The sequence below is a fragment of the Actinomadura montaniterrae genome, assembly GCF_008923365.1.
Taxonomy (GTDB): domain Bacteria; phylum Actinomycetota; class Actinomycetes; order Streptosporangiales; family Streptosporangiaceae; genus Spirillospora; species Spirillospora montaniterrae.
In genome coordinates this window covers 1-15584 of sequence record NZ_WBMR01000211.1, presented here as the reverse complement: position 1 = coordinate 15584, position 15584 = coordinate 1, and the positions used below count along the sequence as shown (strand labels likewise).

Here is a 15584-nt window from a genome sequence, read left to right as displayed (position 1 = left end):
GGACGCGAGGCCGACCTGCGCCCGCTGCTGACCGGCCAGGCGTCCGCGGCGGTGACCGTGTCGACGCCCGCGACGCCCGTGCCGCTGCCCGAGCACGCCGCCCAGGAGGTCGCCGCGGCCGTCGCGGCGGCGCTGGACAACGTCCGGCGGCACTGCGGCGACGGCGCCCGCGCCTGGGTCCTGCTGGAGGACGGCCCCGGCGAGGTCACCGTCAGCGTCCGCGACGACGGCCCCGGCATGCCGCCCGGCCGCCTCGACGACGCCGCCGCGTCCGGCCGGCTCGGCGTCGCGCAGTCCATCCGGGGCCGTGTCCGCGACCTCGGCGGCACGGTCGCGATCGTGTCCGCCCCCGGCGAGGGCACCGAGATCGAGATGACCGTTCCGCGGTAGCGGGCGGCGTTTAGGGTGTGATCGTGAGCGAGGTTCCGTTGAGGGTCATGGTCGTCGACGACCATCCGATGTGGCGCGAGGCCGTCGCCCGCGACCTCGCCGAGGCGGGGCACGAGGTCGTCGCCACCGCCGGGGAAGGGCGCACCGCCGTCCGCATCGCCGCCGCCGCGCGACCCCGCGTCGCCGTGGTCGACCTGCAGCTGCCCGACATCAGCGGCGTCGAGGTCACCCGGCACCTCGCCGCGGCCGACCCGCCCGTGCGGGTGCTGGTGCTGTCGGCCAGCGGCGAGCAGCAGGACGTCCTGGAGGCGGTGAAGGCGGGCGCCACCGGCTACCTGCTCAAGTCCGCCGGGCGGGAGGAGTTCCTGGACGCGGTCCGCCGCACCGCCGACGGCGACGCGGTGTTCACCCCCGGCCTCGCCGGGCTCGTCCTCGGCGAGTACCGGCGGCTCGCCGCCGCGCCCGCCCGCGAGGACGACGACGCGCCCCGGCTCACCGACCGCGAGACCGAGGTGCTGCGGCTCGTCGCCAAGGGCCTGACGTACAAGCAGATCGCGGAGCGGCTCGTCCTGTCGCACCGCACGGTGCAGAACCACGTGCAGAACACCCTCGGCAAGCTCCAGCTCCACAACCGCGTCGAGCTGGTCCGCTACGCCATCGAGAAGGGCTTGGACGAGGAGGAGTAGGCCGGTTCCGGCCGCGCCCGCCGTTCAACTCCCGCCGGGGCGCGTGCGTCTGATCCGCGACGACGACGCCAACTGACGGGGGCACGTTCGGTGGACGAGACGCTGTGGCTCCTCGCGCTGCACTTCCTGGTCGGGCTCGCGCTGGTCGCGGTCCTGTGGCGGCAGAGAACGGCCCTGGTGCGCGGCACGCCGCCGACGCGCGACCCGCACCCGTACGAGATCGCCTACCTGCAGGGCGGCGGACGCCATGCGATCGCCGCGTCGCTGGCGGCGCTGCGGGTGGACGGCGCTGTCGACGCCCACGGCGACGGGCGCATGACGGCGGCCCCACCGCCGTCCGGCGCGCCGCGCACCGCCGGCCATCCGCTGGACGGCGCGGTCTTCGACGCGATCGCGGGCGGGCGCGCCGGCACGCTCGCCGAGCTGACCGCCGACACGGGCGTGTCGGCCGCGCTCGACGGGCTCCGCGACGGCCTCATCGGGCAGGGGCTGCTGATCCGCCTCGGCCTGCGGCCGGGGCTGTGGGCGGTCCGGTGGCTCCTGCGCGCCTGGGTGCTCGCCGGCTTCGTGTTCTTCTTCCTGATCGGCGACGCCTTCGACGGCTTCCCGAAGGCCCTGATCGTGTTCGCGCCGCTCGCGGTCCTGTCCGGGGCGGCGGTCGGGCTCGCGGCCGGCCACGGCCCGACGAAGGAGGGCGAGCGGGCCGTCGCGCAGGCCAGGTCCGCCGGCCCGCACCTCGACCCGGCGCAGGGCGCCTCCTACGCCGGCCTGCCCGGCCCTGACGTCGTCATGGGCGTCGCGCTGTTCGGCACGGCCGCGCTGATGGCGTTCGACGAGGTGTTCGCCCAGACGGTGGGCCTCGGCCGCTACCTCCAGCTGACCGGGGTCGCGGCGGCCTCGGGCGGGTACACGGGCTCGGCCTGCTCGGCGTCCGCGACCGTCTGCTCGTCGGCTTCCTGCGGTGGCGGCGGCTCCGGCGGCGGCCACCACCACGGCTGCGGCGGCGGTTCCGGCGGCGGCCACCACGGCTGCGGGGGCGGCGGCGGGTGCGGGAGCAGTTGCGGCGGTGGCGGCGGTTGCGGTGGCGGGAGCTGACATGGACCTCGGCGTCGGGATCGGGTGGCGGCCGGAGATCGCCGGGTTCGTGGGGGCGCTGCCCGGCCTGCGCTTCACCGAGGTGATCGCGGAGTCCGTGCACCCGGCGCACCCCGCACCCGAACTCCTCGGGCTGCGCGAGCGCGGCGCGGCGGTCGTCCCGCACGGCGTGAAGCTGTCGCTCGGCGGCGCGGAACCGGTGGACGCCGCGCGGGTCGCGCACTTGGCCGCCTGCGCCGAGGCGCTCGGCGCGCCGCTGGTCAGCGAGCACGTCGCGTTCGTCCGGGCAGGCGGGATCGAGGCCGGGCACCTGCTGCCGGTGCCCCGCACCCGGGCGGCGCTGGACGCGCTCACCGCCAACATCCGCCGCACCCAGGCGGAACTGCCCGTCCCGCTCGCCGTCGAGCCCATCGCGACGCTCTTCGACTGGCCGGACGCCGAGTACGCCGAGGGCGACTTCCTCACAGAACTGCTCGATCGCACCGGCGCCCTGCTCCTGCTGGACGTCGCGAACGTGTACGCCAACGCCCGCAACCGCGGCGAGGACCCCGTCCGGCTGCTCGACCGGCTGCCGCTGGAGCGCGTCGCGTACTGCCACGTCGCGGGCGGCGTCGAGCAGGGCGGCCGGTACCACGACACGCACACCGCCGCCGTCCCGCAGGACGTCCTGGACCTGATCACCGACCTGTGCGGGCGGCACCGCCCGCCCGGCTTCCTGCTGGAACGCGACGGCCACTACCCGCCGATCGGCGAGATGCGCGCCGAGCTGGACGCCATCGCCGCCGCGTCGGGCCTGGCGGCCATCACATGAGCGAAGCGGGCGGGGAGGCGTGGGACGCGGGGCTCGCGGCGGCGCAGGAGGCGCTCGTCCGGGCGATGACGGCGGGCGGCCCGATGCCGGACGGGTTCGACGGCGCCGCCGTGCGGGCCGCCGCGCACGGCATCCTGCTGAAACGCGCCGGCGAGGTGGCGCGCGCCTGGCCCGCGCTCGCCGCCGCGTACGGGACGTCCTGGAAGGCGGAGTTCGCCGCGTGGGCGGCCCCACGCCCGACGCGGGGATCTTTCCGGGACGGATGGGATTTCGCGCGGGCGCACCGGGAAGGGCTCGCCGGGGAGGCGGCACGGGAACTGGCGCTCGCGGAGATCGGTTGGGCCTACGACGGCGCGTCCGCGCCGCGTCGCCGGCGGGCGGCGCTGCGGCGCGTGCCCGGGGGAGTGGCGGTGCTCCTCGGGGGAAGGGTCCGGATCCTCGGGGGCCCGCCGCGCTGAGCCGGCATCCCGCCGGACGGCGTGCCGCCGGGCGGCCCCGCGGGCTATGGTCTAGACCAATGACGGCACGCCGGGACCCCCGGCGAATGCCCCGCGTAGCCATGCCCTGACTACTAGTCTGGCCATGTGAACCGAGGAGGGAGCCCGGTGGCGGGAGAAGGAGACGGCATGCGAGTCGGAGTGCTCACCGGCGGTGGGGACTGCCCCGGCCTGAACGCGGTCATCCGCGCGGTCGTCCGCAAGGGCGTGCAGGTCTTCGGCTACGAGTTCGTCGGCTTCCGGGCCGGCTGGCGCGGGCCCCTCGAAGGCGACACCGTCGCCCTCGACGTGCAGGCCGTCCGCGGGATCCTGCCGCGCGGCGGCACGATCCTCGGCTCGTCCCGGACCAACCCGGTCAAGGTCGAGGGCGGCGTCGAGCGGATCAAGGACAACCTGGCCGGCCTCGGCGTCGACGCCCTGATCGCCATCGGCGGCGAGGACACCCTCGGCGTCGCGCGCGAGCTGTACGCCAACGGCGTCAACGTCGTCGGCGTCCCGAAGACGATCGACAACGACCTCAACGCCACCGACTACACCTTCGGCTTCGACACCGCGGTGAACATCGGCATGGAGGCCGTCGACCGGCTGCACACCACCGCCGAGAGCCACCACCGCGCGCTGATCTGCGAGGTCATGGGCCGGCACGCGGGCTGGATCGCGCTGCACGTCGGCATGGCCGCCGGCGCCAACGTCATCCTGATCCCCGAGCGGCCGTTCGACATCGACAAGGTCGTCGAGTACGTCGAGAGCCGCTTCAAGACCCGCTACGCGCCGATCATCGTCGTGTCCGAGGGCGCCCACCCGATCGACGGGCAGATGCAGCTGCAGACCGGCGAGCGCGACGCGTTCGGGCACGTCCGGCTCGGCGGCATCGGCCAGGCCCTCGCCGACGAGATCGAGAAGCGCACCGGCAAGGAGGCCCGCGCCACCGTGCTCGGGCACATCCAGCGCGGCGGCACCCCCACCGCGTTCGACCGCGTCCTCGCCACCCGCTTCGGCCTCCAGGCCATCGACGCGGTCCGCGACGGCGACTACGGCAAGATGGTCGCGCTCCAGGGCACCGACATCGTCCGCGTCGGCCTCGACGAGGCGACCAAGGAGCTGAAGACCGTCCCGCTCGAGCGCTACGCCGAGGCCGAGGTCTTCTTCGGCTGAACCCGCCCCTCCCGGCGGGAACAGGTTTTCCAGGTCGCGATGTTGCTTCCTGTGGGCCACACTGGAGACCACCCCTAGACCTGTTCCGCCGGGAGGACCACGCATGACCACGCTCGAGACCGCGCCCGCGGACGTCCGGGAGCAGTCCCCGGTCGACGGGGAGCCGTGCGTGCTGCTGAAACTCGGCGAGGTCGTCCTCAAGGGCAAGAACCGCGAGCTGTTCGAACGCCGCCTCGCCGACAACGTCCGGCAGGCCGTCCGCCCCATCGCCCGCGTCGACGTGATCCGCCGGCACGGGGTGTTCATCGTCCGCAAGCACGACGCCGACCTCGCCACGATGGAGCGGGTCGCGCAGCGGATCACCGACGTCATGGGCATCGTGTGGGCGCACCGCGCCTGGCGGGTCGGCAAGGACCTCGCCAGCGTCGAGCGCGCCGCCCTGGAGCTCATGGACGGCCGCACCGGCACCTTCGCCGTCCGGTCCCGGCGCCGCGACAAGCGGTTCCCGATGACCTCCACCGAGCTCGACCGGCACATCGGCGCGCTCGTCGCCGGCCGCTACGGCCAGCCCGTCAAGCTCAAGGACCCCGAGCACACCCTGTCGATCGAGGTCGACCGGGACGAGGTGTTCGTCTACTCCGGCGGCCTGCCCGGCCAGGGCGGCCTGCCCGTCGGGATGTCCGGCCGCGGCCTCGTGCTGATGTCCGGCGGCATCGACTCGCCCGTCGCCGCGTACCGGATGATGCGCCGCGGCCTGCGCGTCGACTACCTGCACTTCTCCGGCATGCCGTTCACCGGCCCCGAGTCGATCTACAAGGCGTACGCGCTGGTCCGCGAGCTGGACAAGTTCCAGGGCGGGTCGCGGCTGTTCGTCGTGCCGTTCGGCAAGGCGCAGCAGCAGATCAAGTCGTCCGGCGCCGACCGGCTCGCGGTGATCGCGCAGCGCCGCCTCATGCTGCGCACCGGCGAGGTCCTCGCCCGCCGCCTGCGCGGCTCCGCGCTGATCACCGGCGACGCGCTCGGCCAGGTGTCCAGCCAGACCCTGGCGAACATCACCGCGCTGGACGACGCCGTCGAGCTGCCGATCCTGCGCCCCCTCGTCGGCATGGACAAGATCGAGATCATGGACCAGGCGCGCCGCGTCCGCACGCTGTCCATCTCCGAGCTGCCCGACGAGGACTGCTGCACGATGCTCGCCCCGCGCCGCGCCGAGACCCGCGCCAAGATCGACGACCTGCGGCAGATCGAGAAGCGCCTCGACGTCGGCGAGCTCGCCGACCAGCTCGCCGACTCCGTCCAAGAGCACCGCCCCGTCTACGGGGACACCGCCGCGTCCTGAGGCCCGCGTCGACCTCGGAGCCCCCGGGCGAGCCGGAGCGATGCAGCGATCGCCGCAGTGCACGTTGAAGGGAGGGCCCCCAGGGCCCGACCGCCGAGGGCACTGCAATCAACTCAGCGGGCGTCGAAGTCCGTCGGGCGCGGTGGCTCCGGGCCGTCCGGGCCCATCAGGGTGATCCGCTCTATGCGGACGATCCGGAAGCGGCGTCCCGCGACCGTGATGCCGTTGCGGCGCGGCTCGTCCGCCAGCACCTCGGCGGCCTCCGCGTAGGCATCGGTGTCGGTCTCGCTGAGCGCCTCCACGGCGGGCGCCACGTCGCGCAGGTAGCCGATCAGCGAGTCGCGGGCCTGCTGCGGGGTGGCGTGCAGGCGGCCGACCGGGCGCCAGCGGCGCTCGCGGGACGGCCCGCCCGGCGCGGCGGGGCCGCGCTCGGCGACGGTGAACGCGGGCGCCAGCGCGACCGGCGTGAGGAACGCCCCGGACGGCTCGCTCCCGCTGAGCGCCGCCGCGTCCAGCACCTGGCAGAGCAGCTCCGCGGTGGCGAGGTCGGATCCGGTGCCCTCGCCGGACAGCAGGTCGTAGGGGCGGCGGTAGGAGGCCGGGACGGACGCCGGGCGCGGGTCGGGGTCGCTCGGCCGGGGCGGCTCGGGGCCGTCCGGGCCGGTCCGCACGAGCTGCTCGACCCGCACGATCGCGAACCGCCGGCCGGCCGCCGCCACCGTGTCGCACGGCCCGGACCGCAGCTCGTCCGCGGCCCGCCGGAACTCGCCCGCGGCGGTCCCGCCGAGGCGGGCGGCGCGGTCGTCGAGGTGGTCGGCGAGCAGCTCGCGGGCGCCCTGCGGCAGCGGATCCGGCGGGCAGACGACCTGCCAGCCGCCGGAGACCCGCTCGGCCGCGGTGAACAGCGCGCCGACCGCCACCAGGTCGGGGTAGGCGGCGAGGGAGCGGCAGGCGTCCGCCAGCATCACCGCGGCGACCGGGTCGACGCCGTCCAGGTCCTCCGGGAACAGCCGTCCCCCGGCGTCGCCATCGCCCGTCGTCATGCCGGACATCATCCTCGCCGCCCCCCGATCTGGCGAGTGGTTCAGACCAATTCGTTACCGCGGCGCCGCCCCTTTCGCGCACGGCGGACGGGCGCGACGAGCGCGACGAGGCTGGCGGCGAGGAGGCCGAGGCCGGCGTAGGCGGTCGCGCCGAGATGCTCGCCGAGCACCGCCGTGCCGAGGACGGCGGCGACCGCGGGCTCGGCGAGCGTCAGCGTCGTCGCCGTCGTGGCGGGGGTGCCGCGCAGGCCGCGCGCGAACAGCACGTAGCCGAGCCCGGTGGTGACCGCGCCGAGGTACAGCGCGGTCGCCGCGCCCGGGCCGGTGAGCAGCCACCCGGCGGGCTCGGCGGCGAGGACCGGGACGAGCAGCGCCGCGGCCGCGCCGAACAGCGCCCCGGCGGTCGCCCGGTCGTCCTCGCCGCGGGTGATCAGGACGGACGCGGCGGTCGCGTACACCGCGTAGGCCAGCCCGGACAGCAGCGCGAGCGCGATGCCGGCGGGGTCGGCGCCGGAGCCGTGCCCGGAGCCGATCAGCAGCGCGCAGCCGGCGACGGCGCCCGCGGTCGCGAGCGTCCAGCGGCCGGTGAGGACGGTCCGCCGGGTCGCCAGCCCGATCAGGCCGGTGAACGCGGGCGCGCTGCCGATCGTGACGACGGTGCCGACGGCCACGCCCGTCCGGGAGACGGCGACGAAGAACGCGACCTGGTAGATCGCGATCGCCACGGCGCCGAGCGCGAGCGTCGCCAGGGACGCCCGGCCGCGCAGGAGGCGGCGCAGGCCGTCGCGGCGGGTGGCGGCGGCGAAGGCGAGCAGCAGCAGCCCGCCGATGACGATCCGGGCGGCGGCGACGGAGACGCTGGACGCGCCGGGGGCGAAGGTGCGGGCCGTGCCCGTCGTGCCCCACAGGGACGCGGCGAGCAGGATGTCGGCGCCGCCTCCGAGGGCGCGCCGGGCGGCCGGGGACGCGGGCGCGGAGGCCCGCCTGGACGTTCTGGACGTGCGCACTGACACGGGGAGAGCTCCTGAGCTCGAATCGGGAGAGGAGGATCCGGATCCGGGGCGCAGGAGAACGCGGACCGGGCGCTGCCGCGCCGGGCCCGTCAGGACTCGCAGGGTGGTGCCGTGGCCGCGCCCCGTCAGGAGCGGGGCGGCCCGAGGCAGGAGGTCCAGTACGCCATGCCCACGACGCTACCAGCAGCCCGCATATGCGGTGGCTTGTGGCGTGTCGCCCTTATGAGACGTCCATAAGGGCGACACGCCAACGGATCAACGGGGTCGGGCGGGATCAGGCGGGGACGGGGCCGGGGGCCTCGGTCAGGGTGCGGCCGACGATGGGCGGCAGGTCCCGCACGAGCTTGGCGAGCTCGCGCAGGTCGCCGTCCACCAGGGCCTGCGGGCCGTCGCACAGCGCGGTCTCCGGGTGCGGGTGCACGTCGATGATCACGCCGTCCGCGCCGACCGCGACGGCCGCCCGGGTCAGCGGCAGCACGAGGTCGCGGCTGCCGCCCGAGTGCGACGGGTCCACGATCACCGGCAGGTGGGAGAGGCGCTGCGCCACCGGGACCGCGGAGATGTCGAGGGTGTTGCGGGTCGCGTTCTCGAACGTGCGGATGCCGCGCTCGCACAGCACGATGTCGAGGTTGCCGCGCTGCGCGACGTACTCGGCCGCCATCAGCCACTCCTCGATCGTGCCGTTCATGCCGCGCTTGAGCATCACCGGCTTGCCGGACTCGCCCGCCGCCTGTAGCAGCGCGAAGTTCTGCGCGTTGCGGGTGCCGATCTGCAGCATGTCGGCGTAGGACGCGACGAGCTCCACGTCCCCGGCGTCCACCACCTCCGTGACGATCGGCATGCCCGTCTCCTCCCGCACGTCCGCGAGGATGCGCAGGCCGGCCTCGCCGAGGCCCTGGAACGCGTACGGCGACGTACGGGGCTTGAACGCGCCGCCGCGCAGCAGCGTCGCGCCCGCCGCCTGCGCCATCTGCGCGGCGCCGAGCGTCTGCTCGGGGGTCTCCACCGCGCACGGGCCGGCGATCAGCGTCATCGTGCCGGGGCCGATCGGCACGCCGCCCACCCGCACCACCGTCCGCTCCCGGTGGTGCTCGCGGCTCACCAGCTTGTAGGGGGCCGAGATGCGCACCACGTCGGTGACGCCGCGCATCCCCCGCAGGTTCAGCGAGCCGAACTGCTGGACGTCGCCGACGAGCCCGACGATGGTGCGTTCCACGCCGCGGCTGACGAACGCGTCGCCTCCCGCCGTCTCGACCAGTGAGACGACGGCCTTGATATCGGCTTCGGTGGCCTCCGGGGCCATGACGACGACCATGGGTGTGCTGCCTCTCCTCATCACGCGGACCGCGCGCGGATCCGGGCCGGATCCCGCGGACGACCCCCTGGAAACGACGAGAGCCCCGGGCCGAAGGGGCCCGGGGCTCTCGCCTTGTGGTCTGTCAGCGCAACGCCTGGCAGACCAGCCGCCCGGGCTGGTCGAACCAGAAGAAATACACGATGTTGCGCACGGCATCAGCGTAGCCGATGCGCGCCGCCGAATCCCGCAAGGCCCCCGAATATGGCTCAGCTCACGCCTGATGGCAGGATGGCGGCGTCATGTCCCACCCCGAAGCGTCCGCGCCGCAGCCGCGGGACCTGCCGCCCGGTCAGTACGTCCCCCGCGGCTGGCCGGTCCTCCACTACGGCCCCGTCCCCAGGTTCCGTCCCAAGGACTGGGACTTCCGGGTCTTCGGCGCGACCGCGTCGGGGGAGCAGCACCGGTGGAGCTGGGAGGAGTTCGACGCGCTGCCGCGGGTGCGCGCCGTCTCCGACTTCCACTGCGTCACCAAGTTCACGATCCCCGGCAACGAGTGGGAGGGCGTTCCCGGCACGGCGATCGTGGAGCTCGCGCCGCCCGCGCCGGACGTCACGCACGTGATGGTGTGGGCCGAGTACGGCTACAGCGCCAACATCCGGATGAGCGACTTCCTCGCCGACGGGACGATGTTCGCCACCCACCACGACGGCGAGCGGCTCAGCCCCGACCACGGGTTCCCGACCCGGATCGTCGTCCCGCACCTGTACGCGTGGAAGAGCGTGAAGTGGGTCCGGGGCGTGGAGTACCTGGTGAAGGACCGCCGCGGGTTCTGGGAGGAGCGCGGCTACCACAACGTGGCCGACCCGTGGTCCGAGCAGCGGTACTCCTACCAGGAGGACGACGGCGAGGCACCGCCCCTCTGAGGCGGGCGGTGCATCGAGGGGTGGCAGCCCTCCGAATCGCCGTGCTCCAGGGGGATGTGACGGGTCGGACACCGTCGTAAATCGGCAACACACCGACCTGGACGGAAGACAACCGTTACCGTACGTTGTCATGCTCCTACCGTCCGTCGCGGACATTCTCGCGGGCGGCTGCGGCCCCCGCGCCGCGCCCCCGCCGTCCCGGCGGAGCAGGCGGCGTTCGCGACCCTGCACACCATCGCCCGGGTGGCGCCGCCGCTGCGCGGCGGGCTGACCCCCGGGTCGGCCCGCAAGGCCGCCCGGCACCTGCGGACCCTGCTCGGCGCCGAGGCCGTCGCGCTGGTCGGCGTGCCGTCCGGCGGCGACGATCCCGATGCCGGCGACCTCTACGGCGACGACCTCTACGGTGACGACCTCTACGGCGACGGGCCGTACGGCGGCGACGCGTCCGCCGATGATCCCCGCACCGCCGGCCCGCGCCCCGGAGACGACGACGGAGATCCGCGGCCCGGGGCGGAAGGCGACCTGGCGCCGTGCCTGCTGGCCTGGGACGGGGCCGGACGCGACGAGCACGCCGCCGACGCCGTCGCCCACGCGCTCCCCGTCCTCGCCTCCGGCCGCCCCCGCGTGATCGCCCCCGAGCTGCTCGGCTGCCGCGACGCGCTCTGCCGCATCCGGGTCGCCATGGTCGCGCCGCTCACCGTCGAGGGACGCGTCGAGGCGACCCTCACCGCCTACTGGACGGGGCCGTCCACCGCGCGCGTCCGCGCCGTCGGCGAGGCGGCCCGGCTGGTCACCGGCCAGCTCGAGCTGGCCCGCCTCGACACCGCCCGGATCCGGCTCGCCGAGGCCGAGATGCGGGCGCTGCGCGCGCAGATCTCCCCCCACTTCGTCTACAACTCGCTGACCACGATCGCCTCGTTCGTCCGCACCGACCCCGAGCGGGCCCGCGGCCTGCTGCTCGACTTCGCCGACTTCGCCCGCTACTCCTTCCGCAACCCCCGCGACTTCACCACCCTCGCCGACGAGCTGCGCTCCATCGACCGGTACCTGCTGCTGGAGCGCGCCAGGTTCGGCGACCGGCTGCGGTTCGACGTGCAGGTGGCGCCCGAGGTGCTGCCGGTCGCCGTCCCGTTCCTCGCCCTGCAGCCGCTGGTGGAGAACGCGATCCGGCACGGCATGAAGGGCACCCGCGGCCCGCTGCACATCTCGATCGTCGCGCGCGACTCCGGCGCCGAGGCCGCGATCAGCGTCGAGGACGACGGCGTCGGCATGGACCCCGAGCGGCTCCAGGAGATCCTCGCCGCCCCGGTCGGCCGCCCCGGCCCGACCGGATGGGGGAGCGTCGCCACCCCCGACCGGCGCGGCGGCGGGATCGGGCTCGCCAACGTCGACGAGCGGATGCGGCAGGTCTACGGAGAGGAGTACGGGCTGACCGTCGAGACAGCGCTCGGCGCCGGAACCAAGGTCAGATTGCGCGTTCCGAAGTACCGTCCGGGCGTCTTTCCGGACTGAGCGGGCCCGCCCCGGCGGACCACTCACTTTTCGGAACCGATTGCGGACAGACGGTAATCGCGGCAAAGTCGCCATCATGCTTCACGTCCTGGCCGTCGACGATGAACGCCCCGCCCTGGAGGAACTCGTCCATCTGCTCCGCGAGGACCCGAGGATCGGGCGGGTCACCGGCGCGGAGGACGCCTCGTCCGCGCTGCGCGACCTCAGCCGGATGCTCGTCGAGGGCGAGCGCCTGGACGCGGTGTTCCTGGACATCCGGATGCCCGGGCTCGACGGCCTGGACTTCACCCGGCTGCTGACCGGCTTCGCCGCGCCCCCGCACGTCGTGTTCGTCACCGCGCACGACGACTGCGCCGTCACCGCCTACGAGCTCGGCGCGCTCGACTACCTGCTGAAACCCGTCCGGCCGGAGCGGCTCGCCGAGGCGGTCCGGCGGGTCGCGCGGGCCGCGTCCCGGACCGGGCCGCCGGGCGAGGACGTCCCCGACGCGAGCGCCGACGACGAGATGATCCCGGTGGAGCTGGGCGGCCGCACCCGGCTGGTGTCGCGGCGGACCATCACCCACGTGGAGGCGCAGGGCGACTACGTCCGGCTGCACACCGCCGACGGCGGCTACCTGGTGCGGATGCCGCTGACGGCGCTGACGAAGCGGTGGGAGGACGCCGGGTTCATCCGCATCCACCGCAGCACCCTCGTCGCGTCCGCGCACATCACCGAGCTGCGCTTCGACGGCGGCCGCGCCGCCGTCCAGATCGGGGACGCGCTGCTCCCGGTGAGCCGCCGGCACACCCGCGAGGTCCGCGACCTGCTGGTGCGCCGCTTCCACCACGCGGCGGACGGCGCGGGGGACGGTGGCGGCCATGGCTGACCCGCGCCGCGCACCGGTCCCGGCACCGCCGGCCGGCGGCCCGCCCGCCCAACCCGACAGCCCGCCCGCGATGACCCCCGGGCCCCCCGCCGGCGACCCGTCCGACCCCGACCCACCCGATCCCGACCCGCCCCGCCCGCCCGGCCCCGCACCCGCGCAGCCGCCGGGCCTGCCGGAGCCCGCATCGGCCCACCCGCCTGGACCGCTTGGGTCCGCATTGGCGCACCCGCCCGGCCCCTCTGGCTCCGCACTGGTGCAGGCGCCGGGGCCGCCGCCCAGGGCCTCATCGGTGGAGCCGTCGGGTTTGCCCGGGGCCGGGGCGGCAGAGCCGGCCGAGTCGTGTCGGGGGGCGGCTCCGCAGGGGAGTGGTGAGCCGCCGGGGCGGCCCGACGTGCGCGCGCTCGTCCGCGTCCAGTTACGGATCGCGCTGCAGACCGCGGCGCTCGTCCTGGCCGTCATCGCCGCGATCCCCGCGCTCCTCGCCATCGCCCCGGGCCTGCGCGGCGTCCGGCCGCTCGGCCTCCCGGCGTCGTGGCTGCTGCCGGTCCTCGGCGCCCAGCCGCTGTGGGTGCTCGCCGCCCTCGCCCAGCTGCGCCGCGCCGAACGCGCCGAACGCGACCATCCGAGGCCGGCGGGCCGTTCGTGACCGCCCCGGCGGCGCCGGACGCGCTCACCGCCCTGGCCGTGGTCCTGGCCCTGACCGCGGCCCTCGGCGTGCGCGGCCGCCGCTCCGCCCGCACCGCCTCCGACTTCCTGGTCGCCTCCCAGGGCGTCACCCCCCTCCGCAACGCCACCGCGATCGGCGGCGAGTACGTCTCCGCCGCCGCCTACCTCGGCACCGCCGGCCTCGTCCTCGCCCACGGCACCGGCACGCTGTGGCTGCCGGTCGGCGCCACCGCCGGATACGTCCTGCTGCTGGCGTTCGTGACCGCCCCGCTGCGCCGCTCCGGCGCCTACACGATCTCCGACTTCGCCGAGTGGCGGCTCGGGTCCCCGGCCGTCCGCCGCGCCGTCACCTGCTGCGTCTGCTGCGTCGGCTGGTTCTACCTGCTGCCCCAGTTCCAGGGCGCCGGCGTGACCCTGCGGGTGCTCACCGGCGCCCCCGTCTGGACGGGCTGGGCCGTGATCGTCGTCGTCGCGGTCGGCCTCGTCGCGTCCGGCGGCATGCGCGGCATCACCGCCGTCCAGGCCGTGCAGTTCTGGATCAAGCTCGCCGCCGTCGCCGTGCCCGCCGTCGCGCTGCTCGCGATCTGGCACGCCGGCGGCGCCGACGCCCCCGCCGAGGACCGGTCCGTGCGCTTCGAGCGGACCACCCGCGTCCACGTGGAGACGGGCGTCGCCGTGACCGTCCGGCAGGCCGTGACCGTCACCGCCACCGGACGCCTCGACGGCGTCCGCCACGACCGCGCCGCCGTGCCCCTCGCCCCCGGCCGGCACATCGTCGGCGGCGGCACCGAACTCGTGTTCCCGCCCGGCGCCGCCGTCCCGCACGCCGAACGCCTCACCGCCTCCGGCGACGGGATGTGGGCCGTCCCGCCCGGCCGCCCCACCCCGCTCGGCCTCTACACCACCTACTCGACGCTGATCGGCGTCCTCCTCGGGACGATGGGCCTGCCCCACATCCTGATGCGCTTCTACACCAGCACCTCAGGGCGCGCCGCGCGCCGCACCGCCGCGCTCGTCCCCGGCCTGCTCGCCCTCTTCTACCTCTTCCCGGCCCTCTACGGCACGCTCGGCCGCCACTACACCCCCGAACTGCTGATGACCGGCGACATCGACGCCACCATCCTGCTGCTCCCGCTCAGAGCCGCCCCCGGCCTGCCCGGCGCGCTGATGGCCGGCGTCGTCGCCGCCGGCGCCTTCGCCGCGTTCATCTCCACGTCCTGCGGGATCGTCGTCGCCATCGCCGGCACCGTCACCCAGCGGATGCGGCACCGCGACGGCGTCACCGCGTTCCGGATCGGCGTCGTCCTCGCCCTCGCCGCCCCGCTCGCCGTGCTCCCCGCTATCGGCCCCCGCGACGCCGCGGACCTCGTCGTCATGGCGCTGTGCGTCTCCGCCTGCTCCCTGTGCCCGCTGCTCGTCCTCGGCATCTGGTGGCGCGGGCTGACCGCCGCCGGCGCCCTCACCGGCCTCCTCACCGGCGGCGGGCTCGCCGTCGCCGCCGGCGTCGCCCGCCTCGCCTCCGGCCCCGGCACCGGCTGGACCGCTGCGCTGCTCGCCCAGCCCTCCCTCGTCGTCGCCCCCACCGCGTTCACCGTCATGATCGCGGTGTCGCTGCTCACCCGCCGCCGCGCCCCCCGCCGCGCCGACGCCGCCATGGCCCGGCTGCACCTCCCGGAACCCGCCCCCGCCCCCTGAGAACCCGGCGAACCGGACGCCCCACCGCACCGTGAATTTCCAACGCGACCGCTCACCGCCGTGTGGACCGTTCCTGGACGCCGCCCCGCCCGCTCGTCCCGCGAAACCGGCCGCTCACCGTACGACTACACTCCGCACATCTATGACTACTAACCGTTTACCGAGCCTTGTGTTTTCCCAGTGCCGATCGGAGGCATCGGACCTCTAGTGTTCTCAGTGGCACCACACGCCACACCGCTTCGGAGGAGCGGGCGGACGGACCGGACGGGCACCCCGTCCACCACCGCGAAACCTCCCACAACAGCAAACCCGGAGATCCGGCGAACGCCAGTCGAACGCCGGATCGTGAGTCGCCGGGTCCCGTACCGGGGGGGTGGGACCCGACGACCTGTGGCTCGGGCGTCGTCGAACAGTCGGGGGGTTGTTCGGCGACGCCCGAGTCCTATTTATTGCTTTGCCCTTGGCAGCCAGGCCGCTAGATGTACTCGGTCATGACGTTGGTGACAGGCGGCTGATGGGTGGGTGGCCGTCGAGTGCGGTGTGTGGGCGTTGGGTGTTGTAGTAGTTCAGCCAGGGTGTCAGGCGGTGGGTGCG

At 75.0% G+C, this 15584-nt stretch carries 15 protein-coding genes; 12 read left to right on the top strand and 3 right to left on the bottom strand.

The window, feature by feature from the left end:
* The 7 genes from F9B16_RS41075 to thiI all read left to right on the top strand — a co-directional run.
* Positions 1-390 (top strand): sensor histidine kinase (locus F9B16_RS41075; protein ID WP_264159850.1); only part of this gene is annotated, 390 nt, incomplete at its 5' end.
* Positions 391-437: 47 nt separating this feature from the next.
* The gene (locus F9B16_RS41070) at positions 438-1076 is read left to right on the top strand and encodes a response regulator (protein ID WP_192809235.1); all 639 of its coding nucleotides are present in this window, start codon (positions 438-440) and stop codon (positions 1074-1076) included.
* A gap of 90 nt (positions 1077-1166) precedes the next feature.
* Complete coding sequence (locus tag F9B16_RS41065) at positions 1167-2171, top strand: TIGR04222 domain-containing membrane protein (protein ID WP_151545672.1); 1005 nt, start codon at positions 1167-1169, stop codon at positions 2169-2171.
* A 1-nt stretch (position 2172) separates the two neighbouring features.
* Positions 2173-2982, top strand: a complete 810-nt coding sequence (locus F9B16_RS41060; protein WP_151545671.1) for a DUF692 domain-containing protein — start codon at positions 2173-2175, stop codon at positions 2980-2982.
* A complete protein-coding gene (locus F9B16_RS41055) occupies positions 2979-3440 on the top strand; it encodes a hypothetical protein (RefSeq protein ID WP_151545670.1) in 462 nt (153 codons plus the stop codon). Before F9B16_RS41060 ends, F9B16_RS41055 begins: the two co-directional genes overlap by 4 nt.
* A 168-nt stretch (positions 3441-3608) precedes the next feature.
* A complete protein-coding gene (locus F9B16_RS41050) occupies positions 3609-4634 on the top strand; it encodes a 6-phosphofructokinase (protein ID WP_151545669.1) in 1026 nt (341 codons plus the stop codon).
* 103 nt (positions 4635-4737) lie between these two features.
* A complete protein-coding gene (gene thiI / locus F9B16_RS41045; protein WP_151545668.1) occupies positions 4738-5973 on the top strand; it encodes a tRNA uracil 4-sulfurtransferase ThiI in 1236 nt (411 codons plus the stop codon).
* A 113-nt stretch (positions 5974-6086) separates the two neighbouring features.
* Here the strand turns inward: thiI and F9B16_RS41040 are convergent, their stop codons facing one another.
* From F9B16_RS41040 to aroF, 3 genes are all read right to left on the bottom strand, one after another.
* On the bottom strand, positions 6087-7016 hold the full coding sequence (locus F9B16_RS41040) for a DUF5954 family protein (RefSeq protein ID WP_151545667.1): 930 nt from the start codon (positions 7014-7016) through the stop codon (positions 6087-6089).
* 41 nt (positions 7017-7057) lie between these two features.
* The gene (locus tag F9B16_RS41035; RefSeq protein ID WP_225992393.1) at positions 7058-8029 is read right to left on the bottom strand and encodes an EamA family transporter; all 972 of its coding nucleotides are present in this window, start codon (positions 8027-8029) and stop codon (positions 7058-7060) included.
* Positions 8030-8303: 274 nt separating this feature from the next.
* Entirely contained in the window at positions 8304-9344 is a 1041-nt protein-coding gene (aroF, locus tag F9B16_RS41030) for a 3-deoxy-7-phosphoheptulonate synthase (RefSeq protein WP_151545666.1), read from the bottom strand.
* Between the two features lie 281 nt (positions 9345-9625).
* On the opposite strand from aroF, the gene F9B16_RS41025 reads away from it, so the two are divergent.
* The 5 genes from F9B16_RS41025 (at position 9626) to F9B16_RS41005 (ending at position 14990) form a co-directional block, all read left to right on the top strand.
* Complete coding sequence (locus F9B16_RS41025; RefSeq protein ID WP_151545665.1) at positions 9626-10249, top strand: sulfite oxidase-like oxidoreductase; 624 nt, start codon at positions 9626-9628, stop codon at positions 10247-10249.
* A 243-nt stretch (positions 10250-10492) separates the two neighbouring features.
* Positions 10493-11761 (top strand): sensor histidine kinase, encoded by a 1269-nt coding sequence (locus F9B16_RS41020; RefSeq protein WP_225992392.1) that lies wholly within the window; start codon positions 10493-10495, stop codon positions 11759-11761.
* 76 nt (positions 11762-11837) lie between these two features.
* The gene (locus F9B16_RS41015; protein ID WP_151545664.1) at positions 11838-12629 is read left to right on the top strand and encodes a LytR/AlgR family response regulator transcription factor; all 792 of its coding nucleotides are present in this window, start codon (positions 11838-11840) and stop codon (positions 12627-12629) included.
* A gap of 391 nt (positions 12630-13020) precedes the next feature.
* Positions 13021-13275, top strand: coding sequence for a hypothetical protein (locus F9B16_RS41010; RefSeq protein ID WP_151545663.1), 255 nt, complete (start codon positions 13021-13023; stop codon positions 13273-13275).
* The gene (locus F9B16_RS41005) at positions 13272-14990 is read left to right on the top strand and encodes a sodium:solute symporter family transporter (protein ID WP_151545662.1); all 1719 of its coding nucleotides are present in this window, start codon (positions 13272-13274) and stop codon (positions 14988-14990) included. Before F9B16_RS41010 ends, F9B16_RS41005 begins: the two co-directional genes overlap by 4 nt.
* The last annotated feature ends 594 nt before the right edge of the window (positions 14991-15584 follow it).

Bases quoted from the DNA above. Each gene is read 5' to 3' on its own strand.
- F9B16_RS41070 (WP_192809235.1), top strand. From the start codon at position 438: ATGGTCGTCGACGACCATCCGATGTGGCGCGAGGCCGTCGCCCGCGAC.
- F9B16_RS41060 (WP_151545671.1), top strand. From the start codon at position 2,173: ATGGACCTCGGCGTCGGGATCGGGTGGCGGCCGGAGATCGCCGGGTTC.
- F9B16_RS41055 (WP_151545670.1), top strand. From the start codon at position 2,979: ATGAGCGAAGCGGGCGGGGAGGCGTGGGACGCGGGGCTCGCGGCGGCG.
- F9B16_RS41050 (WP_151545669.1), top strand. From the start codon at position 3,609: ATGCGAGTCGGAGTGCTCACCGGCGGTGGGGACTGCCCCGGCCTGAAC.
- thiI (WP_151545668.1), top strand. From the start codon at position 4,738: ATGACCACGCTCGAGACCGCGCCCGCGGACGTCCGGGAGCAGTCCCCG.
- F9B16_RS41040 (WP_151545667.1), bottom strand. From the start codon at position 7,016: ATGACGACGGGCGATGGCGACGCCGGGGGACGGCTGTTCCCGGAGGAC.
- aroF (WP_151545666.1), bottom strand. From the start codon at position 9,344: ATGGTCGTCGTCATGGCCCCGGAGGCCACCGAAGCCGATATCAAGGCC.
- F9B16_RS41025 (WP_151545665.1), top strand. From the start codon at position 9,626: ATGTCCCACCCCGAAGCGTCCGCGCCGCAGCCGCGGGACCTGCCGCCC.
- F9B16_RS41015 (WP_151545664.1), top strand. From the start codon at position 11,838: ATGCTTCACGTCCTGGCCGTCGACGATGAACGCCCCGCCCTGGAGGAA.